This window comes from Bacillus zhangzhouensis (assembly GCF_000715205.1).
GTDB classification, from domain to species: domain Bacteria; phylum Bacillota; class Bacilli; order Bacillales; family Bacillaceae; genus Bacillus; species Bacillus zhangzhouensis.
Genome location: NZ_JOTP01000038.1, coordinates 1 through 21,725, shown reverse-complemented (window position 1 = coordinate 21,725; position 21,725 = coordinate 1). Strand labels below are relative to the sequence as shown.

At 41.4% G+C, this 21,725-nt stretch carries 22 protein-coding genes and 1 pseudogene; 13 read left to right on the top strand and 10 right to left on the bottom strand.

The genetic code is table 11. From position 1 onward, the window contains the following. Window positions 1-79: 79 nt before the first annotated feature. The 4 genes and pseudogenes from BA70_RS19755 to mreBH form a co-directional block, all read right to left on the bottom strand. A pseudogene (locus tag BA70_RS19755) lies at window positions 80-268 on the bottom strand (rod shape-determining protein); the annotation flags it as partial. Window positions 269-330: 62 nt separating this feature from the next. Beyond that, complete coding sequence (locus tag BA70_RS17770) at window positions 331-1,563, bottom strand: aminopeptidase (RefSeq protein WP_034325039.1); 1,233 nt, start codon at window positions 1,561-1,563, stop codon at window positions 331-333. Window positions 1,564-1,669: 106 nt separating this feature from the next. Continuing rightward, window positions 1,670-1,801 (bottom strand): protein YkpC, encoded by a 132-nt coding sequence (locus BA70_RS20205; RefSeq protein WP_003210922.1) that lies wholly within the window; start codon window positions 1,799-1,801, stop codon window positions 1,670-1,672. A gap of 74 nt (window positions 1,802-1,875) precedes the next feature. Beyond that, the gene (mreBH, locus tag BA70_RS17765; RefSeq protein WP_034325037.1) at window positions 1,876-2,883 is read right to left on the bottom strand and encodes a rod-share determining protein MreBH; all 1,008 of its coding nucleotides are present in this window, start codon (window positions 2,881-2,883) and stop codon (window positions 1,876-1,878) included. A gap of 275 nt (window positions 2,884-3,158) precedes the next feature. On the opposite strand from mreBH, the gene BA70_RS17760 reads away from it, so the two are divergent. From BA70_RS17760 to ade, 5 genes are all read left to right on the top strand, one after another. Continuing rightward, window positions 3,159-3,437 (top strand): AbrB/MazE/SpoVT family DNA-binding domain-containing protein, encoded by a 279-nt coding sequence (locus tag BA70_RS17760; RefSeq protein ID WP_034325036.1) that lies wholly within the window; start codon window positions 3,159-3,161, stop codon window positions 3,435-3,437. 145 nt (window positions 3,438-3,582) lie between these two features. Continuing rightward, complete coding sequence (locus BA70_RS17755) at window positions 3,583-4,872, top strand: ATP-binding protein (RefSeq protein ID WP_034325035.1); 1,290 nt, start codon at window positions 3,583-3,585, stop codon at window positions 4,870-4,872. A gap of 4 nt (window positions 4,873-4,876) precedes the next feature. After that, the gene (locus tag BA70_RS17750; protein ID WP_034325041.1) at window positions 4,877-5,713 is read left to right on the top strand and encodes a gamma-glutamylcyclotransferase family protein; all 837 of its coding nucleotides are present in this window, start codon (window positions 4,877-4,879) and stop codon (window positions 5,711-5,713) included. A gap of 37 nt (window positions 5,714-5,750) precedes the next feature. Next, window positions 5,751-6,419 carry a potassium channel family protein gene (locus BA70_RS17745; RefSeq protein WP_008345123.1) on the top strand — a complete coding sequence of 223 codons (669 nt, stop codon included), beginning with the start codon at window positions 5,751-5,753 and terminating at the stop codon, window positions 6,417-6,419. Window positions 6,420-6,682: 263 nt separating this feature from the next. Next, the gene (gene ade, locus BA70_RS17740) at window positions 6,683-8,413 is read left to right on the top strand and encodes an adenine deaminase (protein ID WP_034325034.1); all 1,731 of its coding nucleotides are present in this window, start codon (window positions 6,683-6,685) and stop codon (window positions 8,411-8,413) included. 102 nt (window positions 8,414-8,515) lie between these two features. Here ade and rnjA read toward each other — a convergent pair whose 3' ends face one another. Together rnjA and BA70_RS17730 are read right to left on the bottom strand one after the other, a co-directional pair. Beyond that, window positions 8,516-10,183, bottom strand: a complete 1,668-nt coding sequence (rnjA, locus tag BA70_RS17735; protein WP_003212511.1) for a ribonuclease J1 — start codon at window positions 10,181-10,183, stop codon at window positions 8,516-8,518. A 5-nt stretch (window positions 10,184-10,188) separates the two neighbouring features. Next, window positions 10,189-10,398, bottom strand: a complete 210-nt coding sequence (locus tag BA70_RS17730; protein ID WP_008345114.1) for a DNA-dependent RNA polymerase subunit epsilon — start codon at window positions 10,396-10,398, stop codon at window positions 10,189-10,191. Between the two features lie 385 nt (window positions 10,399-10,783). Between BA70_RS17730 and BA70_RS17725 the strand changes: the two genes are divergently transcribed. Beyond that, window positions 10,784-11,563, top strand: coding sequence for a Cof-type HAD-IIB family hydrolase (locus BA70_RS17725; protein ID WP_034325033.1), 780 nt, complete (start codon window positions 10,784-10,786; stop codon window positions 11,561-11,563). 39 nt (window positions 11,564-11,602) lie between these two features. Here the strand turns inward: BA70_RS17725 and def are convergent, their stop codons facing one another. Beyond that, entirely contained in the window at window positions 11,603-12,160 is a 558-nt protein-coding gene (def, locus tag BA70_RS17720; protein WP_034325032.1) for a peptide deformylase, read from the bottom strand. A gap of 112 nt (window positions 12,161-12,272) precedes the next feature. Then, window positions 12,273-12,467, bottom strand: a complete 195-nt coding sequence (locus BA70_RS17715; RefSeq protein WP_034325040.1) for a YjcZ family sporulation protein — start codon at window positions 12,465-12,467, stop codon at window positions 12,273-12,275. A gap of 234 nt (window positions 12,468-12,701) precedes the next feature. Here BA70_RS17715 and BA70_RS17710 point away from each other — a divergent pair, with 234 nt between their 5' ends. The 5 genes from BA70_RS17710 to lpdA all read left to right on the top strand — a co-directional run bounded on the left by BA70_RS17710 (window position 12,702) and on the right by lpdA (window position 18,742). Next, a complete protein-coding gene (locus tag BA70_RS17710; protein WP_034325030.1) occupies window positions 12,702-13,370 on the top strand; it encodes a YkyA family protein in 669 nt (222 codons plus the stop codon). 409 nt (window positions 13,371-13,779) lie between these two features. Then, window positions 13,780-14,895: a pyruvate dehydrogenase (acetyl-transferring) E1 component subunit alpha gene (gene pdhA, locus BA70_RS17705; protein ID WP_024424754.1), complete on the top strand. Its 1,116-nt coding sequence runs from the start codon at window positions 13,780-13,782 to the stop codon at window positions 14,893-14,895. 3 nt (window positions 14,896-14,898) lie between these two features. Next, the gene (gene pdhB / locus BA70_RS17700) at window positions 14,899-15,876 is read left to right on the top strand and encodes a pyruvate dehydrogenase complex E1 component subunit beta (protein ID WP_034325029.1); all 978 of its coding nucleotides are present in this window, start codon (window positions 14,899-14,901) and stop codon (window positions 15,874-15,876) included. Window positions 15,877-15,984: 108 nt separating this feature from the next. Beyond that, window positions 15,985-17,325: a dihydrolipoamide acetyltransferase family protein gene (locus tag BA70_RS17695; RefSeq protein ID WP_034325027.1), complete on the top strand. Its 1,341-nt coding sequence runs from the start codon at window positions 15,985-15,987 to the stop codon at window positions 17,323-17,325. Between the two features lie 4 nt (window positions 17,326-17,329). Then, entirely contained in the window at window positions 17,330-18,742 is a 1,413-nt protein-coding gene (gene lpdA / locus BA70_RS17690) for a dihydrolipoyl dehydrogenase (RefSeq protein WP_034325026.1), read from the top strand. Window positions 18,743-18,883: 141 nt separating this feature from the next. Here lpdA and BA70_RS17685 read toward each other — a convergent pair whose 3' ends face one another. After that, window positions 18,884-19,264 carry a hypothetical protein gene (locus BA70_RS17685; RefSeq protein ID WP_223251704.1) on the bottom strand — a complete coding sequence of 127 codons (381 nt, stop codon included), beginning with the start codon at window positions 19,262-19,264 and terminating at the stop codon, window positions 18,884-18,886. Window positions 19,265-19,580: 316 nt separating this feature from the next. Here BA70_RS17685 and BA70_RS19745 point away from each other — a divergent pair, with 316 nt between their 5' ends. Beyond that, window positions 19,581-19,700, top strand: a complete 120-nt coding sequence (locus BA70_RS19745; RefSeq protein ID WP_078061763.1) for a GapA-binding peptide SR1P — start codon at window positions 19,581-19,583, stop codon at window positions 19,698-19,700. 43 nt (window positions 19,701-19,743) lie between these two features. Here BA70_RS19745 and BA70_RS17680 read toward each other — a convergent pair whose 3' ends face one another. After that, window positions 19,744-21,216, bottom strand: a complete 1,473-nt coding sequence (locus BA70_RS17680) for an aminotransferase class I/II-fold pyridoxal phosphate-dependent enzyme (RefSeq protein WP_149865377.1) — start codon at window positions 21,214-21,216, stop codon at window positions 19,744-19,746. 190 nt (window positions 21,217-21,406) lie between these two features. Between BA70_RS17680 and BA70_RS17675 the strand changes: the two genes are divergently transcribed. Then, on the top strand, window positions 21,407-21,676 hold the full coding sequence (locus BA70_RS17675) for a UPF0223 family protein (RefSeq protein WP_034325022.1): 270 nt from the start codon (window positions 21,407-21,409) through the stop codon (window positions 21,674-21,676). Window positions 21,677-21,725 lie beyond the last annotated feature (49 nt).

The window sequence follows — 21,725 nt, the reverse complement described above, 5'->3', positions numbered from 1 at the left end:
CCCTCGCATTCGGTGTCAGTCCTGCGTGCCGGTGCTCACGAATCTCAAATTCGCTCCGCGCCGGTACTCGTCCTTCCTAGTTTGCAACAGGCTCGTCTACCGGTAGATCAGCGCCGATTGCAGCTGCGACAGGTTCTTCAATTAAATGAACATGCTTTGCCCCGCAATTCTTTACCGCGTCACTGATCGCGCGGCGCTCGACAGCTGTTGAACCAGAAGGTGTACATACAACGACGGTCGGCTTTCTAAAGGTAAACCCAATATTCTTTCCATCATTTTAGCCCTTTGTCAACAATCTGAGACATCCAATTGTGGATGTCTTTTTTTAAATTAAAAAGCCCAATTCCCGTTACGGAAGATCGGTTCACGCTTCCCGTCTTTTGTGATCCCATCAATATTCATTTCTTTTGAACCAATCATGAAATCAACGTGTGTAATGCTGCTGTTGACACCAGCTGCGTCTAATTCCTCTCGTTTCATCTCTTTTCCGCCTTCGATATTAAACGCATAACCGCTGCCGATGGCAAGGTGGTTCGATGCATTTTCATCGTAAAGTGTATTGTAATAGAGGATATTCGAGTTTGAAATCGGTGAATCATCTGGTACGAGGGCAACCTCACCTAAATAATGAGAACCTTCATCTGTTTCAACCAGTGATGTTAAAATGTCTTCGCCTTCTTTTGCTTTGACATCCACAATCCGGCCATTTTCAAAGGTCAGTGTGAATTCATCAATGATATTTCCGGCATAGCTGAGCGGCTTTGTACTTGAAACAGTACCGTTCACACCCTCTTTTTTAGGCACGGTAAATACTTCTTCTGTCGGCATATTGGCCATGAAAGATACACCGCGCTCACTCACGCTACCAGCACCTACCCATATATGCTGCTCTGGGAGCTCGATCGTTAAATCTGTACCTGGTGCTTCATAGTGCAGCTTGTGATAGTGGCGCTCATTTAATACTTTTACTTTTTCATTAAGTGACTCATCATGCTTTTTCCACGCATCAACAGGATCTGCTTGATCAGCACGAGCAACTTTAAAGATTTGATCCCATAATAAAGCGACAGCCTCTTCATCTGTCTTGTCAGGGAAAATCTTTTTCGCCCAGTCTTTTGATGCAGCACCTACGACCGTCCAAGCGACTTTGTCAGATTGAACGTATTGACGATATGTATGAAGTGCTGAACCAGCGGCCTTTTGCTGTGCAGCGATTTTTTTCGAGTCAATGCCTCGCAGAAGGTCAGGGCTTTCTGACAAGATGGTAATAAAAGCACCCCCGCGTTTTGCAATGGTTTCCATCATCTGTGCTTCCCATTCTGGGAATTGCTCAAACACATCCTGTGGTGCATGTTCGTATTTTAGACGAGTGAGAACACCATCACTCCAGCGGATATGTACGTTTTTCGCTCCGCGCTCATACGCGTGTTTTGCCACAAGACGAACAAGGTCTACAGATTCAGTAAACGCAGATACGACCACTTCTTGTCCTTTTTGAACATTCACACCGACTTCAACGATGGTCTTTGCATATTGATCTAGTTGTTTTTTGAATGAACTCATAAAAAACCCTCCTTTAGTCATGTTCATCATATCAGATTTATGACCGAAAAGGAAAATGGGGAGCCGCTTTGAAGTCAAAATAAAAAAGCCGCTTTCGTGCGGCTTTTTAGCGGTTCAGTTGTTTCACAGGCTGTGCATTAGAAGGCGGCATATGTGAAAACGACAGGCTCATTCCTCCTAAAATAATACCCGTTAAAATGACTGTGACAACGACCCGTTTACCTAAATCAAGCAACATGTTCTTCCTCCTTCACGTTTATCCATTTCTCACGATATGATCAAAATGATGAAAAAAGAAGTAGAACAGGAAGATTATTTTAATGTTTTTTGCAATTTGTCGATGACTTCTAATGAACGACCCGTTCCAATCGCTACACATTCCAGCGGATTTGCCGCAATATGAACTGGAACGACAATCTCTTGAGAGAGCCATTCTTGAATTCCATTTAAAAGAGCACCACCGCCAGTTAAAATCACGCCGCGGTCTACAATATCACCACTTAGCTCTGGAGGGCTATCCTCTAAAGTGGCACGAATCGCTTCTAAAATATGAAGAAGTGATTCTCGTAGGGCGCCCTGAATTTCATGAGAATCAAGCGTGATCGTTTTTGGGAGACCTGTGACAAGATCGCGTCCACGCACTTCTAAAGACTGAGGCTCATGCTCAATGAGTCCATACCCAATTTCCATTTTCACCTGCTCCGCTGTCCGCTCTCCGATCAGTAGATTGTATTTCTTTCTTACAAACGTAATGATATCTTCATCCAGCTGATCTCCGCCAATTCGAATCGAATGACAAGAGACAACGCCGCCAAATGAAATGATCGCCACTTCGGTTGTTCCTCCGCCAATATCTACGACGACGTTTGCAACAGGCTCGTCTACCGGTAGATCAGCGCCGATTGCAGCTGCGACAGGTTCTTCAATTAAATGAACATGCTTTGCCCCGCAATTCTTTACCGCGTCACTGATCGCGCGGCGCTCGACAGCTGTTGAACCAGAAGGTGTACATACAACGACGGTCGGCTTTCTAAAGGTAAACCCAATATTCTTTCCTGCTTTTTTCATAATTTGTTTGAGTAAATCTGTTGTCATATCATAATCAGCGATGACACCGTCTTTCATCGGGCGGATCGCCACAATTTTCCCAGGTGTTTTCCCAATCATCTCTTTTGCTTCTGATCCGACTGCAAGTACAGTTTTTGTTTCTGTATCTACTGCCACGACGGACGGTTCATTTAAAATAATTCCCTTGTTTTTACTATAAACCAATATGTTAGCTGTTCCTAAGTCAATTCCAATTTCGGCGTTTTGAAACATGTTTTCACCCAATCTCTATTTTTGCTATTTAAATAATTTTACATTTAAAAGTTCAGAGGGCTACTGTCATTTCTGGGGGTTTGTGATGACCTTGAAATGAATCTGTAAAATTTAAGTCTCATTTTGACAATCACAATAAATTTTCCCTTTGTTTTTTCTTTTATGAAAAAAATTTTCGATTTGGAGAAACCTTTCGTGAATCTCTTACGTCTACGATATATCAATTGGTGAATAACAGATTGATCTTGAGCTAATGAAAGAAAGAGGGAACGAAATTGAAATCTATCGGAGTCGTAAGAAAAGTAGATGAACTAGGGCGTATTGTTATGCCAATCGAATTGAGAAGAGCACTGGATATCGCAATTAAAGACAGTATGGAATTTTTTATAGATGGAGATAAAATCGTCTTGAAAAAATATCAGCCTCAAGGTGTTTGTCTCATGACTGGTGAGATTACTTCTGAGAATCATGAATATGGAAATGGTAAAATTAATTTAAGCGCTGAAGGCGCAGAACTACTGCTAAAAGAGCTGCAAGAAGCCCTTCAGCAGTAAATAAAGATAGCCTGCTCTCTTGCTTCGTGCTGAGAACAGGCTATTTTTTATGAAAAAAGTTCCTTAAAAATGCCCCATCTCCCTCAAAAAATAAGTGGAAAATGGTACAATTGACAAAGAATCTCAGGGCGGAAGGTGGAATCATTTGAACAAAACATATCAAGTGCGGATCGTGTTATCTGTTCTTGCATTTATAATACTCTTAAGCTGGGATTTCTTTTATTATCTAGGCGGCTATCAAATTAATTGGCCGCTCGATCTAGCCTTTACAGTCGTTGTTTTAGCTGGTATTTGGGTCGTCTCAGGCTATGTGGACCGGTTAAATTTACTTGTGTCAGATTTAAACAAACGAGAAAAAGAAGCACACGAACTGACAGAGCGTCTGAATCGAATAACAGATAACTTGCAAGAAATCGTCTTTGAAACAAATGAAAAGGGTCAAATCATTTTTTTAAATCAAGCATGGAAACAAATGACGGGCTACGACATAGATGAATGTTTAGGCACGATGTACAACCAGTACTTTGATCAAGAAGAGCGTGTTGTCCAGCATTTGTTATCTGTAGTAAAAGAACATAAGGATGAGGGCCGAGTTGAACTGCAGCTCCTCCATAAAGAGGGAAAGAAGGTATGGGGAGACGTTCATTACAAGCTCTACTTTGATGAGCAGCACCAGTTTACTGGAGGTATTGGGACGGTTGCTGATATCACGAAACAAAAGCAGGCAAAGCTTGAGCTTGAAAGATCCAATCAGCAATTGCAAATGCAGGCGCAAAAGCTCGCTGTTGCAGGACAAATAGCCGCTGGAATTGCTCATGAAGTCAGAAATCCACTGACATCCGTAAACGGCTTTTTGCAGTTGATGAAAACACAATATCCCGAAAGAACCGATTATTTTGACATTATCTTTTCCGAAATTAAACGGATTGATTTTGTTTTAAGCGAGCTGCTTGTGTTAGCAAAGCCTCAATCGGTTAATTTTCAAGAAGTCCAGCTTCATGAGCTGTTAGAACAGGTGATTACCCTGCTCAAAACAAATGCAGTTCTTTCAAATATTGACCTCAAGCAGCCATTTAAAAAGCAGGATGCTGGGGTCATCTTAGCAGATGCCAATCAAATGAAGCAGCTGTTCATTAATTTAATCAAAAATGCCATTGAGGCAATGCCTGAAGGCGGCAGCATATACATATCAACAGAGAAAGTGATGAATGAATGGGAAATCATCATTCAAGATGAAGGAAAAGGAATGTCTGAAGAGGATATTCAGAAAATATATGACCCTTTCTTCTCAACTAAAAAAGAAGGGACAGGGCTTGGTCTGACCATCTGTGCGACGATTTTAAAAGATCATCACGGTAGAATGGAAGTATCCAGTGAGCTGGGAAAAGGCACAGCTTTTCAGATTTATTTACCTGTGTGTCAAAAAAGGACGTGATTTCATGACGATGAAAACTTTATTTGTATATGGGACGCTTCTAAAACATGAAGAGCACCACGAGGCGTACATGAAAGAAAGCAGCCCATTAGCTAAATCAGCTTGGATAAATGGAAGGTTATACGATACAGGTGCAGGATACCCTGCGTGTATTCTCGCGGGAAAAAGCACAGTGTATGGAGAATTGTATGAGGTGACCGCTGAAACATTGAATAAGTTAGACGCGCTAGAGGAAGGGTATGACAAGCAGGAAATGGATGTCATGACAGATCAAGGACCAAAGGCGGCTGTTGCATACACATTATCAGAGCAGAAGGCATCAGGGCTGAAAGAAATTGAGAGCGGCAGCTGGAAAGAATACAGACTGTGGCAGCGTAAGCCGTTATCCTTCTATTATTTTGCCTATGGCTCCTGTATGGATGATGCAAGGTTTAAGCTAGCTAAAGTCGATCATTACTTCAAACGAATCGTCGGCGGTGGTGCACTTGACCGTTTTACAACTAGATTTACATTGGTGCGGCCTGATGGTTCAAGAGCCGATATGGTAGAAGATGGCGGAGAAACAGAGGGTGTTTTATATGAGGTGCCTTTTGATGCCATTCGTTATTTATACAAACGAGAGGGTGTATATGAGGGCACTTATCGTCCAGCTTTTGTCGATGTCAAAATGGGTGATCAAGTATATGAGGATTGTTTAACCTTTCTCGTCCTTCAAAAGAGCGAAGAAATCGCTCCACCAGGTCATTATCGAAGTGAAATCGAAAAAGGAGCAGACCTTTACTTAAGTGAAGCGTTCCGCAAAAAAATTCGTTCGCATATGGATTCATTAATCAAACCGTAGTAAAATGCATGGTAAGTGACATAAAAGGAGTCTGAACATGAAAAAGGAATATGCAGTCATTGGTCTTGGACGCTTTGGCGGAAGTATTTGCAAGGCGCTGAGCGAAGAAGGACTTGAAGTGATGGCCATGGATATGAACGAAGATCGAGTGAACGAATACGCTAAAATTGCTTCACATGCGGTGATCGGTGATTCGACGGACGAATCTGTTTTAAAAAATCTCGGCATTCGCAATTTTGATCATGTCATCGTCGCGATTGGAGAAAACATTCAGGCAAGTATTTTAACAACGATTATGCTGAAAGAGCTTGGCGTCAAAATGGTTACAGTGAAAGCGCAAAATGACTACCATGAAAAAGTACTCAACAAAATTGGAGCGGATCGTATTGTTCATCCAGAGCGAGACATGGGCAGGCGGATTGCACATAAAATCATTTCCAACAACGTGTTGGATTATCTCGAGCTGTCAGATGAGTATAGCCTCATTGAAATCGTTGCAAACAGTAGGCTTGCCGGGCATTCTCTTTTAGATCTCGATATTAGAGCAAGATACGGCATCAATATTGTAGCAATTAAGCGCGGAAAAGAAGTCATCGTTTCCCCGCTTGCAGATGAAATGATCCAAAAAGAAGATATCCTCATCGTCATTGGGGCGGTAGCAGATATTGGCCGGTTTGAAAAAAGAGAAATGCAGAACGACTATTAAACACTCCGAGGGCGGGGTGTTTTTTTATATCGTTGTGTACACGTCAAGCGGACAGTTCAGAGAGGAAAAGAATTTGAAAAGTGCTCATTTTGCTATGAATAACAGCAAAAATGTTCGACTATATTTTTCATGCAATTATCACTATTCAGAAATAAAAGTCAGTCCTTTCATATGGTTGATTTTCTCTAAATGTCATTGACTGGGCAAACAGATTCGTTTACGATAAGTAACATTATATTGTTTACTTGGAGGAGGCAGTGTCGTTGGATAAGGAGCTTTTCAGACATCAAATTGAGGTAGCTGCAAAGAGAAAAAAAGCAGCCCTAGTGATTAAACATGCGAAGGTTATGGACGTGTTTAACCAGGAATGGATAGACGCTGATGTCGCTGTTGAAAATGGAAAAATAGTAGGAATTGGAGAATACGAGGGAGAAAAGGAGCTAGATGCAGCTGGTCAAATGCTTGTACCTGGTTTTATAGACGGTCACGTTCATATCGAGTCCTCCATGGTGACCCCTGCTGAATTCTCCAAAGCTGTCGTTCCACGCGGTGTGACAACTGTCGTAACAGACCCGCATGAAATTGCCAATGTTTCGGGTATAACAGGCATCCGTTTTATGATGGAAGAAGCGAGAAAAGCTGCCTTAAATATATATTTTATGCTGCCATCCTGTGTGCCGGCTGTCAGCTTTGAACGATCAGGTGCTACACTAAAAGCGAAAGATTTAAAGCCTCTTTATCAAGAGAAAGAGGTTCTTGGTCTTGCTGAGGTGATGGACTATGTCGGTGTAGAGCAGGCAGAAGAAGATATGCTTCAAAAACTGCTCGATGCTCAAAACGAGAATAAATTAATTGATGGCCACCTAGCAGGCTTAACGGACCGATTAATAAACGTCTACCGGACTGCGAATGTCCAAACAGATCATGAGGTGACAACAGCTCAGGAAGCCCTTGATCGTGTAAAACGAGGTATGTATGTCATGCTGAGAGAAGGATCTGTTGCCAAAAACGTGAAAAATGTTTTACCAGCTGTCAACGAGAAGAATGCGAGACGCTTTTTCTTTTGTACCGATGATAAACATTTAGATGATTTAATGGCTCAAGGAAGTATTGATGAACAAATACGTATGTCCATCAAAGAAGGATTGGACCCCTTTTTAGCGTATCAAATGGGGAGTTTAAACGCCGCAGAGTGTTTTGGCCTCAATACAAAGGGAGCTATTGCACCAGGCTTTGATGCTGATTTTATGCTAGTTTCTGACCTTCATCAAGTAGACATCTCAAGCGTATTTATTGCTGGTGAGTTGGTCTCCCAGCATGGAGATTACCAGCCAAGTGTTGGAAAGATCGCACCGAATCCTTCATTATTGCAATCTGTGCATGCAGTGGATGTTCAAGATAAAGATATTTCACTGCCTATCACAGACCATCAAAAGATGAATGTCATTCGCATTATTCCAAATCAGCTTGAAACGAAATTAGAACAAGTATCTCCTTCAGAAATCAATGGACAATTTACTAGTGATACAGAAAGAGATGTATTAAAAATGGTGCTTGTCGAACGTCATCAAGGTCTATCTGAAATTGGGGTAGGGGTTGTCAGTGGCTTTGGCTTAAAAAAGGGAGCTATTGCAACAACTGTGGCGCATGATTCTCATAACTTAATTGCCGTTGGCACAAATGATGCTGATATGATCAAAGCCATTGAGACGTTAAAAGAAGCAGGCGGCGGATTGACCGTTGTGAGGGACGGCCAGCCTCTCCATACGCTTCCATTACCGATCTCTGGTTTATTATCAGATCAGCCAGCACATCTGGTAAATGAAAGTCTTCATGCACTCCATGAAGCGTTGAAAGAAACAGGTTTTGCCTTAGATTTTAATCCATTTTTGACGTTATCCTTCTTGGCACTCCCAGTCATTCCTGATGTAAAAATGACGACAAAGGGATTGTTTGATGTCAGAAGCTTTCAGCATCTCCCGATTCAATCATAAAAGAATGAATGAGAAACCGCATGTATATTTGTATATATGCGGTTTTTTCATGCTGGACGAAAAAAAGAGACACAAGCCATTGGCTTGTGTCTCTTTGTCTGATTAAACTTCCATAATAATTGGTAAGATCATTGGGCGGCGTCTTGTTTTTTCATAAAGGAAAGGTGCAAGTGTGTCAGTAATTTCGTTCTTAATTTCTGACCATTGTGTTGTCTTGCGTTCCATCACTTTTTCAAGATGCTTTGAAATCAAATCCTGTGCGTCATTGATGAGGTCTCCAGATTCTCTCATGTAGACAAAACCTCTTGAGATCAAATCAGGACCAGCAGAGATTTTGAATTCTTTCATGTCCATGCTGACAACAACAATGACAAGACCTTCTTCTGAAAGAATGCGGCGGTCTCTTAATACGATGTTTCCGATATCACCAATGCCGCTTCCGTCGATATACACGTTACCTGATGGAATTTTGCCAGCGACACTTGCTTCGTCACCTTTCAGTGCAAGAACTTCACCGTTATCCATGATAAAGCAGTTTTCCTCAGGAATTCCGCAATCATTCGCAAGTTTAATATGCGTTTTTTGCATGCGGTATTCACCGTGAATTGGCATGAAGAATTTTGGTTTAATTAAACGGAGCATCAGTTTTTGTTCTTCTTGTCCGCCGTGACCAGATGTATGAATATTATTTAGTGAGCCATGAATGACCTCAGCGCCAGCACGGTAAAGCTGGTTGATGGTACGGCTTACGCTAATATTGTTACCTGGGATCGGTGAAGATGAGAAGACAACAGTGTCTCCAGGATTAATGGAAATCTGGCGGTGAGTACCGTTCGCAATACGAGAAAGTGCTGCCATCGGTTCACCCTGGCTGCCAGTACAAAGAATGGTGACTTTGTTTGCTGGAAGTCGGTTGATTTCATTATGTTCAATGAACGTGTTTTTTGGACATTTAATATAGCCAAGATCTTGTCCAATATCAATTGCAGACTCCATACTACGCCCAAACACAGCGACTTTTCGGCCGTTGGCAACAGCGGACTCAATGACTTGCTGAAGTCTGTGAATGTTTGAAGCAAACGTTGCAAAGATAATTCGTCCATCTACTTTTCTAAAGATGTCATCAATGCTTTCACCTACGCGTCTTTCAGACATCGTAAATTCTGGGATTTCACTGTTTGTACTGTCAGATAGAAGACAAAGGACGCCTTCTTTACCGATCTCAGCCATTTTCGTTAAATTGGCAGGCTCGCCAACAGGGGTAAAGTCAAACTTGAAATCACCTGTATGTACGATGTTACCAGGAGGTGTCTTCACGACAATTCCGTAAGAATCTGGAATACTGTGCGTTGTTCTAAAGAAAGACACAGCCGTTTTTCTAAATTTAATGGTATCTTCTTCTTCATAAATGTGAAGTTTCGTCTGTCTCAAGAGACCATGCTCTTCCAATTTATTACGAAGTAGGCCGATTGCGAGTTTGCCTCCGTAAACTGGAATATTCACTTGCTTGAGAAGGTAAGGGATACCGCCGATGTGGTCTTCATGTCCGTGAGTGATGAATAGACCTTTGATTTTATCTTCGTTTTTAACTAAGTACGTATAGTCAGGGATGACGTAATCAATTCCGAGAAGCTCATCTTCAGGGAACTTAATACCAGCATCAATTAAAATGATTTCATCTTGAAATTGAACGCCATACGTGTTTTTACCGATCTCGCCTAATCCGCCGAGCGCAAAAACTGCCGCCTGATCGTTTTTAACAAATTTCATTCCTCTCATAGCTCCAATACTTTAAAATTTTCACTTTCTCGTTCATAGTCTAAAAAAGCACCGTCTACAGGCTGAATGAATTCAATATTGTAGTTATGTTTTTTCAACTTATCGCGTACGTCTCTTTCAGAAACCGCTTCAACGTATAGTGAATCTGTGTGTTCTCTTACAGGTACCTCAGTAGTACTTGCCTGAAAAAATACCTTATATATCATCCAAATCTCTCCTTAAATACCGTATGTTACACTCGCTTATTCTATTATATTAAAAAAACGCGCATAAGAAAAGGCTCTGAGAAAAAAGGACCTTCAGCAAATGTGCGGAAGATCCTTTTAAGCAATCGATTTTTTACGAAGCATGTCCTTCCATTGTCTTCGAATTTTCTTGCGTAGACGACGAAGCATCACGGCTCGCCCTCCTTTCGTTTAGGATAGCAAGTTCCGTTCTCTCTTTATACTTGTATTATATGATGTTTCCATTGAATGTTACATGGTTATATGTGGGAAATGGGCGTTTTAAAAGGAATTGGTTTCGAAAGCGGACATCTTTCTGTATGATGAAGGGGAGAGTGTGTACATAACGAGAGACAGGAGACGAGATATGAATAAAAAAGTCATCTTCTTTGATATCGACGGTACTTTATATGATCATGATAAAAAAATACCTGAATCAACGAAGCGAGCTGTTCGTTTATTAAAAGAAAAAGGACATCATCTATTCATTGCATCTGGCCGTTCACCTTTTTTGATTCAACCTATTTTACAAGAATTGGCACTTGACTCATTTATTGCTTATAACGGTCAGTATGTCATGTATGAGGGAGAAGTCATTTACGGCAATCCGCTCAAACAGGAGCTGATGGAGCAAATTTATGAAACAGCGGATCGTCATGATCACCCGCTTGTTTTCATGGGGGAAGAAACAATGAAGGCTTCTGTGCCGAACCATCCGTTTATCCATGAAGGAATTGGAACGTTAAAAACAGAGCACCCCGAGCATGATTTGTCTTTCTTTAAAGAAAACGACATTTATCAAATGCTGCTATTTTGTAAGGCAGAAGAGGAAGTCCAATATGAGGCGTTCCGCGAGAAAATTGACCTTGTCAGATGGCACGAGCTGTCAACCGACGTCTTGCCAAAGGGCGGATCAAAAGCTGAAGGAATGAAACGAGTCATCGAAAGGCTGCCTTACGATCAAAAGGATACAGTTGCCTTTGGAGACGGTCTGAACGATAGAGAAATGATTTCGTTCGCTGGAACAGGCGTTGCCATGGGAAATGCTGTGAGTGAATTAAAAGCATTGGCTGATTTTGTGACAAAGCCGGTAGATGAGGACGGTATATTCCATGCAGTGACCCATTTAGGCCTTATTGAAGAATAAAAAAAGAAGACCCTTAAGTTGCTGGGTCTTCTTTTTATTTTATGATCTACCGATCGCAACAGAGTTGTCTGGCTCGGCGAATGGCTGATCCTTTTGAATATGATCATAAAACATGATGCCGTTCAGGTGGTCAATTTCATGCTGAAAGACGATGGCAGGGAACCCTTTTAAGCGGATATCAATGTCGTCCCCTTCAAGCGTTGTAGCCCTTACCCTGATTTTTTCATAACGGGGGACGAATCCAGGGATGGCTTCATCAACAGATAAGCAGCCTTCTCCAGTAGCCAAATAAGCTCTTTTGACTGAATGACTGACAATTCGAGGGTTGAACAGGGCATAGCTGTATTGCTGCCCATCCTCATCCTCGCAGTGAACAGCAATCATACGTTTACTAATATTGATCTGCGGAGCTGCTAGTCCTACACCGGGTCTCAGTCCATATTTTTCAGCAATGTCTTCATCCTGACTATTTTTAACGAATTCGATCATATCAGCTAATTGCTGTTTTTCTTCTTCTGTTGGCGGGAGTTCGACCGCTTCAGCTGTTTGCCTTAAGACGGGATGTCCGTCCCTTACGATATCATCCATGGTAATCACAAAACTTCACTCCTATTTCCTTTGTATGTAAAGTATATAAAATGATACACAACATATGCAATGAAATAAAGAAGACCGGTCGTATGAGACCGGTCAGAGGCTTAAACAGCCATTAACAGCAACCGCCGCCGCCTAAGAATGCTGCGCCTACAATGATTAATAGGATGAATAGGACGACGATTAAAGCGAATGTACGTCCGCCACCGTATCCGCAACCACCACCACCATAACCATAACTTGGGTAACAACAGCCGCCGCCGTATCCACCACCGTATCCATACCCGTAACCGCCGTATCCACCATACATACTTCCATGACTATAATTAGACATATTTTTGACCTCCTTTGGAAATACACTTGGCCTCTCAGAAGTGAAGGCGAAGCGTGTAATATAAACTATGTATGAATGCACTATTTGTATAGTCATGAGCCTATAGGTTGAAAAAAATCTTCTTTCCCCTAAAAAGGCTAACCTCTTTCCTTGTCACAAACGCCTATAAAAATTATAGTGGTATGTGGAGATATAAAGGGGGACCTTGTGATGAGACAGAGGAAAAGAAGCATGAAAGCAAGTGCTGCTTTAGCGGCGATATGTACCCTCTTGCTTGCGGGATGCGGAGGTCAAAGTCCGTTCAATGAGATGCAAGATGCGATGACGAAAATGAGCGAAAAAGAGGCGTCCTTTGAAAAAGAGCAGGGCACACTAGAAAACTATGAGAAAAAAGAGCAGCAGCTGTATACGAAAATGATTCAAACAACAAAGGATCATACAAAAACAGTGTCAAGCCTTTCTGATCAGGCGTTAGCATCAGCTGCGAAGCGAGAAGAACATTTAAAAACAGAAAAAGACAGCATGGATGAATCGAAAAAAGAATTGCAAACTGTAAAAGAATCTGCCGGACGGATAAAAGATGCGGAATTAAAAGACAAAGCGGAACAAACGGTGAAATCAATTGAGAAGAGATATGCGTCGTACGATCAGCTTTACAGTGAGTATCAACAGGCGTTGAAACAAGACCAGCATTTGTATCAATCTTTAAAGAAGAAAGACTTAGGATACAGGGAGCTAAAATCCAAGCTGAAGACAGTGAATCGTTCTTACAGCAAGGTCAGAAAAGAAAGCAAGAAGTTCAATCAATATACAGACCAATTGAACGAACATAAACAGGCTTTATACAAAGCGGCAGATAAAGAGTCAAAAAGGAGCTGAAAAACAGCTCTTTTCTTATTTTTCGACAAAAACAAACATTTGCTATTGTAGTACAGTAGTACACTCTATACTAGTACAGTTCGTGCTGTTCGTTAAACAGATTGATACAGATCACCATAAAAAGTAAAGCGAATACATTTATTTAAATAAAGCCGTTAAATCAATTGACGGACTATTTTTCTTGTTGTAAACTAATCCTTGTTAACAGAAGTTGTATTAGTTTTTTGTGAACTATCGTTAATACAGTTAGAAGGGCTCAAAAGTAAGCGATCATCCAATGTTTCGACAACCCTCTTTGTGGCTATTATAAACAGGAGTCATATGAGTATTTTGGGTTATCCTATATCTGTATGTATAAATGGATTCACGACAAATTGACTGTTAAAAGAAAGGAAGAGGTGACTTTAGAATGGCTGCAAAAACAAAAAAAGCAATTGTTGATAGCAAAAAGCAATTTGATGCCATCAAAAAGCAGTTTGAAACGTTTCAAATTTTAAACGAAAAAGGCGAAGTCGTAAACGAAGCGGCAATGCCGGATCTTTCAGATGACCAATTAAAAGAATTAATGCGCCGTATGGTGTTTACACGTGTATTAGATCAACGTTCAATTTCATTGAACCGTCAAGGACGTCTTGGCTTCTATGCGCCAACAGCTGGACAAGAAGCTTCTCAGCTTGCAACTCACTTTGCACTTGAGAAAGAAGATTTCATTCTTCCAGGATATCGTGATGTACCTCAATTAATCTGGCATGGTCTGCCACTAACAAAAGCATTCTTGTTCTCTCGTGGACATTTTGTTGGTAACCAAATGCCTGAAGATGTGAATGCACTTTCTCCGCAAATCATTATCGGTGCACAAATCATTCAAGCTGCTGGTGTAGCTCTTGGTTTGAAAAAGCGCGGTAAAAAAGCTGTTGCAATTACTTACACAGGTGATGGCGGAGCTTCACAAGGTGATTTCTACGAAGGTATTAACTTTGCAGGGGCTTACAAAGCGCCAGCGATTTTTGTTGTCCAAAACAACAGATATGCAATTTCTACACCTGTTGAAAAGCAATCTGCTGCACAAACGATTGCACAAAAAGCAGCTGCAGCTGGTATCGTAGGCGTACAAGTTGACGGTATGGATGCATTAGCTGTATATGCAGCGACTGCTGAAGCTCGTGAGCGTGCTGTAAATGGTGAAGGTCCAACATTAATCGAAACTCTTACATTCCGTTACGGCCCACATACAATGGCTGGTGACGATCCAACTAGATATCGTACAAAAGAAGATGAAAACGAGTGGGAGCAAAAAGATCCATTGGTACGCTACCGCAAATTCTTGGAAAACAAAGGCCTATGGTCTGAAGAAGAAGAGAATAAAGTCATCGAAGATGCAAAAGAACAAATCAAACAAGCAATCAAAGAAGCTGACGAACAGCCTAAGCAAAAGGTCACTGACTTGATTGAAAACATGTACGATGTGAAACCATTCAACCTAGTTGAACAGCTTGAAATTTACAAACAGAAGGAGTCGAAGTAAGCCATGGCGCAAATGACAATGATTCAAGCGATCACTGATGCGTTACGCACAGAACTGAAAAATGACGAAAACGTTCTCGTTTTCGGAGAAGACGTTGGTAAAAACGGCGGCGTATTCCGTGCGACTGAAGGATTGCAAAAAGAGTTTGGTGAGGATCGTGTATTCGATACTCCACTTGCTGAATCTGGTATTGGCGGTCTTGCAATTGGCCTTGGACTACAAGAATTCCGCCCAGTAATGGAAATTCAATTCTTCGGATTCGTTTTCGAAGTATTAGATTCTGTTTCTGGACAAATGGCTCGTATGCGTTACCGTTCTGGCGGACGCTGGCATTCTCCAGTGACAATCCGTTCTCCATTCGGTGGAGGGGTTCATACACCTGAGCTTCACGCTGACAGCTTAGAAGGTCTTGTAGCACAACAGCCTGGTATCAAGGTTGTTATTCCTTCAACACCTTACGATGCAAAAGGACTATTAATTTCTGCAATTCGCGACAACGATCCAGTTGTATTCCTTGAGCATATGAAACTTTATCGCTCTTTCCGTCAGGAAGTTCCTGAAGAAGAGTACACAATTGAAATCGGTAAAGCTGACGTGAAACGTGAAGGTTCTGACCTTTCTATCATTACTTACGGTGCAATGGTTCACGAATCACTTAAAGCTGCTGAAGAACTTGAAAAAGAAGGCATTTCTGCTGAAGTGATCGACCTTCGTACAGTAAGCCCGCTTGATATTGAAACAATCATCGCTTCTGTTGAAAAAACAGGCCGTGCAATCGTTGTACAAGAAGCACAAAAACAAGCTGGTATTGCTGCAAACGTAGTAGCTGAAATCAATGACAGAGCAATCCTTAGCCTAGAAGCACCAGTACTTCGTGTAGCTGCACCTGATACTGTATTTGCTTTCTCTCAAGCTGAAACTGTATGGCTTCCAAACCATAAAGACGTGCTTGAAACAGCTAAAAAAGTTCTTGAATTTTAATTAAATGACAGGGGGGAAAAGAATTTATTTCTCTTCCCCTTTATCAATTACATGATCGTGTAATGTTTACACAACAAGGGTTCAACAAAATCTAGGAGGCGAAAAACAGTGGCATTTGAATTTAAACTTCCGGACATCGGAGAAGGTATCCACGAAGGTGAGATCGTTAAGTGGTTTGTAAAGCCTAACGACGAAATCAATGAAGATGACGTTTTAGCAGAGGTACAAAACGATAAAGCAGTTGTAGAAATTCCTTCACCTGTTAAAGGAAAAGTATTAGAATTAAAAGTTGAAGAGGGAACAGTTGCAACTGTAGGACAAACAATCATTACGTTTGATGCACCTGGTTACGAAAATCTTCAATTTAAAGGCAGCGAAGAAGAAGGCGAAGCAAAAACTGAAGCTCAAGTACAAGGTACTGCTGAAGCTGGTAACGAGCCAGAGAAGAAAGAAGTAGCACAAGAAGAAGCGACAGCAACAACTGGCGCAGGCGCACAAGAGCAAGTAGATGCTGATCCAAACAAGCGCGTAATTGCTATGCCATCTGTACGTAAATACGCTCGTGAAAAAGGCGTTGAAATTTACAAAGTTGCAGGTACTGGTAAAAATGGGCGCGTGCTAAAAGAAGATATCGACAGCTTCGTTAATGGTGGTTCTGTAACTCAAGAAGCAGCACCTCAAGCAGCTGAAAGTGCGAAAGAAGAAGCAGCTCCAAAAGCGGCAGCAGCTCCAGTTCTAGAAGGAGAATTCCCAGAAACTCGCGAGAAAATGAGCGGAATCCGCAAAGCGATCGCGAAAGCAATGGTGAACTCTAAGCATACAGCTCCTCACGTAACATTAATGGATGAAGTTGATGTAACAAACCTTGTTGCACATCGTAAACAATTCAAACAAGTTGCAGCTGATCAAGGAATCAAGTTAACTTACTTGCCTTACGTTGTAAAAGCTCTAACTTCTGCTTTGAAAAAGTACCCAGTACTTAACACTTCTATCGATGATAAAACAGATGAAGTTGTTCAAAAGCATTACTACAACATCGGAATTGCAGCTGACACTGAAAAAGGCTTGCTTGTTCCAGTTGTGAAAAATGCAGATCGCAAAGCGATTTTCGAAGTGTCTAACGAAATCAATGAGCTTGCAACAAAAGCACGTGATGGTAAATTGGCTCCAGCTGAAATGAAAGGTGCATCTTGCACAATCACAAACATCGGTTCTGCTGGTGGACAATGGTTTACTCCAGTCATCAACCACCCAGAAGTAGCGATCCTTGGTATTGGCCGTATCGCTGAAAAAGCGGTTGTTCGTGATGGCGAAATCGTTGCAGCTCCAGTCTTAGCTCTTTCCCTAAGCTTTGACCACCGTATGATTGACGGAGCGACTGCGCAAAATGCCCTTAACCACATCAAGCGTTTGTTGAATGATCCACAATTAATTTTAATGGAGGCGTAATGTCATGGTAGTAGGAGATTTCCCAATCGAAACAGATACTCTTGTCATCGGTGCAGGTCCTGGTGGATATGTAGCTGCTATTCGCGCTGCACAGCTTGGACAAAAAGTAACAATCGTTGAAAAAGGAACGCTTGGCGGCGTATGCCTAAACGTCGGCTGTATCCCTTCAAAAGCATTAATCAATGCTGGTCATCGTTTCGAGAATGCAAAGCATTCTGAAGACATGGGTATCAAAGCTGAAAACGTAACAGTTGATTTCACAAAAGTTCAAGAGTGGAAAGCTTCTGTTGTGGACAAATTAACAGGTGGAGTTCAAGGCCTTCTAAAAGGAAATAAAGTAGACATCGTCAAAGGTGAAGCTTATTTCGTAGACGCTAACTCTGTACGTGTAATGGATGAAAATTCAGCACAGACTTACACTTTCAAAAACGCAATTATTGCAACTGGATCTCGTCCAATTGAATTGCCAACATTTAAATACACGGACCGTGTGATCAACTCAACTGGTGCTTTAGCGCTTAAAGAAGTACCTAAAAAGTTAGTTGTTATCGGTGGTGGATACATCGGTACTGAGCTTGGAACTGCTTATGCAAACTTTGGAACAGAAGTTGTCATCCTTGAAGGTGGAGACGAAATCCTTCCAGGTTTCGAAAAGCAAATGAGCTCTTTGGTTAAACGTAACCTGAAGAAAAAAGGAAACGTTGAAATCCATACAAACGCTCTTGCAAAAGGCGTGAAAGAAACATCAGAGGGTGTCACTGTTACTTTCGAAGTAAAAGGTGAAGAAAAAACAGTTGATGCTGATTACGTACTTGTAACAGTTGGCCGTCGTCCAAACACTGATGAGCTTGGTCTTGAACAAGTTGGTGTTGAATTGACAGACCGCGGAGTTGTCAAAACTGACAAACAATGCCGTACAAGCGTATCTAACATCTATGCAATTGGTGACATCGTTGATGGACCACCACTTGCACACAAAGCTTCTTACGAAGGTAAAATTGCAGCTGAAGCAATCGCTGGAGAGCCAGCTGAAATTGATTACCTTGGTATTCCTGCTGTTGTATTCTCTGAGCCAGAACTTGCAACTGTTGGATACACTGAAGCAGAAGCTAAAGCAGAAGGAATCGAAATCGTTGCAGCGAAATTCCCATTCGCAGCTAACGGACGTGCACTTTCTCTTGACGCAACTGATGGCTTCATGAAAATGATCACTCGTAAAGAGGATGGTCTAGTCATCGGTGCACAAATTGCAGGTGTTGGCGCTTCTGATATGATTTCAGAGCTTAGCCTTGCAATTGAAGCTGGAGTGACTGCTGAAGATATCGCAATGACAATTCATGCTCACCCAACATTAGGTGAAATCACAATGGAAACGGCTGAAGTAGCAATTGGAAGCCCAATCCATATCGTAAAATAATGAACCTAAAAAGCCCTCTTCGACATGGAGAGGGCTTTTTAAAACGTTTGAGAAGGCTGTACAAATCTCTCTATATGAAAAAACCCCTCATGAGGTGAGGGGCTTTTTCATATGGTTATCTATAAGTGCAAGGTTGAATCGTTAATTTGTATTCACGCGGTCTAATGCATGACATAAGGGTGATAAGATATCCTCTTTACTGCGGACATTTCCTTCAACCTTCACAATGACTTTTTCATCATTGACAAGCAAAATAGCCGGTAATTCATCTACTTCATTTTTCCAGCCCTTACGATCTTCTTTTACGATCATCTTTGACATTTCCTTTGGGTACTCATTTTTTAAATCGAGTACTGCATCATAATAAGGACTTTCTTTATCAAGATTTTCTGCATCAGTAAAAAAGAGAATTCTTGGTTTTTGAATATGACTGACTTGGTCTGTCTGATTCGGTATGATATAAGCAAATGAGCATGAACTAAGTACAAAGAGCATGGGGAATATAATGAGAAGTGTCCTCATAAAATTCAATCTATTCACCTCAAAATCCTTTGGGGTTATACCAACATTTTTAGGAGCCGGTTCCCTGTTAGTCACTCTAGTGTATCATGTCCTTTTTGACAATTTTCGATTGTTACTCAATTGTTACAGAATTGATATGAAGCAAAATACAATTGAAACGTTCCCTCAATATGATGAGTAAAAAGCATATATCTATAAAAATGATTAAATGTGTCATACAATTAACTGTTGACAACTTAAATGTGACATCATATTATAGAGGTAAGAAATAAATTAAACGCTTCCAAACTATAAGGTGAAGAAAAGGGGAATGTACGTGGGTACAATTATTTGTCAAGATTGCAATGAAACCATTGATCAATTTGAGAATGAAAAAGTGACAACGCTGTATGGAACGTGTGGTCACTGTCATTGCGGTGATGAAGCCTCTGAATAAATAAAAAAGCATGCAGCTCCAATTGGGGCTGCATGCTTCTTTTTTATAAAATTGGTTTTTGTTCCTTAATGACACGGATCATCTCTAGCGTTGAATCTTCAGGTCCTTGGACAGGGAGACCAATTTCAATATTTTTAAAGATATATGAGACATTTTCGTCTGTGATAATTTCGCCTGGGATAAAAATCGGAATGCCCGGCGGATATACCATGACAAACTCTGCAATGATGCGGCCGGCCGCTTCTTTAAATGGAATCACTTCTGTTGTTGCATAAAAGGCGTCACGCGGCGTCATAGCAAGCGATGGGATCTCAGGCAGTAACACTTCCGTCACCGCTTGTTTGCCGGCCTCACATGTCGAGGTTGCGGCAATTTCTTTCATAGCCGTCACAAGTGTATCGATCGTCTCATCAGAATCTCCAGGGGTTACGATACATAAAATGTTGTATAGGTCAGAGAGTTCCACTTCAATTCGGTAGCTTTCTCTCAGCCATTTTTCGACATCATGTCCATTTAGCCCAAGGTCTTTAATCGAGATAATTAATTTCGTTGGGTCATAATCGTAAGTAGAAGCTGAACCGAGTATTTCCTGACCAATACAGGTAATGCCGTCAATTTGATTCAGGCGGTTTCTCGCTAATTCAGACAAACGAATCGCTTCATCTGCGAGTGCCTTTCCTTCAGTGGCTAATCGCTTTCTAGCGACATCAAGTGAAGCTAAGAGCAAATAAGAAGTGGATGTTGTCGTTAGCATGCTCAAAATCGACTGCACGCGGTCCTTTGAAACAAGTCCTTCCTTCATATTTAAAATAGAGCTTTGGGTGAGGGACCCGCCGAGTTTATGGACACTTGTTGCTGCCATGTCGGCACCTGCCTGCATCGCAGACAGCGGAAGCTCATCGTGAAAATGAATATGCACACCGTGCGCTTCATCCACAAGGACAGGCACATTAAATGAATGGGCAATCTCTACGATCGTTTTTAAGTCAGCAGAAATGCCAAAATATGTTGGGTTAATCACAAGCAAGCCTTTTGCATCTGGGTGCTCGGTCAGTGCTTTTTTGGCTGAGTCTGGTGTAATGCCGTGTGAGATACCAAGCTCTTTATCGATTTCTGGGTGAATAAAAACAGGCACTGCGCCAGAAAATACAATAGCGGACATAATGGATTTATGGACGTTACGAGGAACAATGATTTTATCTCCAGGTCCACACACCGTCATCACCATTGTCATGATCGCGCCGCTTGTTCCTTGAATGGAGAAAAACGTATGGTCAGCACCGAATGCTTCAGCAGCTAACTCTTGTGCTTCTTTTATCATCCCTCGAGGCGAATGTAAATCATCGAGAGGTTCTATATTAATGAGGTCAATGCTTAATGCATTATCACCAATGAATGCTCTAAATTCAGGATCCATTCCGGCACCTTTTTTATGGCCTGGAATGTGAAATTGGACTGGATTGGTTGCAGCGTGTTTTTTTAGTCCAGTGTATAAGGGTGTATCATGTTGTGACAATTGCTTTCCCACCTTCATCGAAATACCTGCTATTATTGTGCCAATAACGGCAGATTTCATTGCATAAAACAAAAGAATTATATTATGAACTGAACGGAATGTAAAGCATAAAATCGGTCGGTTTCTGATAGATCAAATGCTATAATGTAAGTTCAAATAAGAAATGAGTGTTAAAGTGAGGGACAAGTAAATGGAATATCAATATCCAATGGATGTCGACTGGACAACAGAGGAAAAGATTGCGGTCATTTCGTTTTTTCAAGCCGTTGAAAAGGCGTATGAAAAAGGAATTGCCAAGCAGGAATTATTAAATGCTTATAAACGATTTAAAGAAGTTGTGCCATCGAAAGCAGAGGAAAAGACGCACTCTGCGGCGTTTGAAAAGGGAAGCGGGTATTCCCCTTATCGCACAGTGAAAAGTGCTAGAGAGGCAGAAGAAACAGCGATCATCCGTATGTAAAAAAACGAGCCATGATAGGCTCGTAAGATTGTAGAGAAACTAATGTTTT

Excerpts from the sequence above, each read along its gene's own strand:
- BA70_RS17745 (WP_008345123.1), top strand. The coding sequence starts at position 5,751 with ATGAAAAAGGAATATGCAGTCATTGGTCTTGGACGCTTTGGCGGAAGT.
- lpdA (WP_034325026.1), top strand. The coding sequence starts at position 17,330 with ATGGTAGTAGGAGATTTCCCAATCGAAACAGATACTCTTGTCATCGGT.
- rnjA (WP_003212511.1), bottom strand. The coding sequence starts at position 10,183 with ATGAAATTTGTTAAAAACGATCAGGCGGCAGTTTTTGCGCTCGGCGGA.
- BA70_RS17770 (WP_034325039.1), bottom strand. The coding sequence starts at position 1,563 with ATGAGTTCATTCAAAAAACAACTAGATCAATATGCAAAGACCATCGTT.
- BA70_RS17710 (WP_034325030.1), top strand. The coding sequence starts at position 12,702 with ATGAGACAGAGGAAAAGAAGCATGAAAGCAAGTGCTGCTTTAGCGGCG.
- pdhA (WP_024424754.1), top strand. The coding sequence starts at position 13,780 with ATGGCTGCAAAAACAAAAAAAGCAATTGTTGATAGCAAAAAGCAATTT.
- BA70_RS17750 (WP_034325041.1), top strand. The coding sequence starts at position 4,877 with ATGACGATGAAAACTTTATTTGTATATGGGACGCTTCTAAAACATGAA.
- BA70_RS20205 (WP_003210922.1), bottom strand. The coding sequence starts at position 1,801 with ATGTTGCTTGATTTAGGTAAACGGGTCGTTGTCACAGTCATTTTAACG.
- BA70_RS17685 (WP_223251704.1), bottom strand. The coding sequence starts at position 19,264 with ATGAGGACACTTCTCATTATATTCCCCATGCTCTTTGTACTTAGTTCA.
- pdhB (WP_034325029.1), top strand. The coding sequence starts at position 14,899 with ATGGCGCAAATGACAATGATTCAAGCGATCACTGATGCGTTACGCACA.
- BA70_RS17725 (WP_034325033.1), top strand. The coding sequence starts at position 10,784 with ATGAATAAAAAAGTCATCTTCTTTGATATCGACGGTACTTTATATGAT.
- BA70_RS17730 (WP_008345114.1), bottom strand. The coding sequence starts at position 10,398 with ATGATATATAAGGTATTTTTTCAGGCAAGTACTACTGAGGTACCTGTA.
- mreBH (WP_034325037.1), bottom strand. The coding sequence starts at position 2,883 with ATGTTTCAAAACGCCGAAATTGGAATTGACTTAGGAACAGCTAACATA.
- BA70_RS17675 (WP_034325022.1), top strand. The coding sequence starts at position 21,407 with ATGGAATATCAATATCCAATGGATGTCGACTGGACAACAGAGGAAAAG.
- BA70_RS17715 (WP_034325040.1), bottom strand. The coding sequence starts at position 12,467 with ATGTATGGTGGATACGGCGGTTACGGGTATGGATACGGTGGTGGATAC.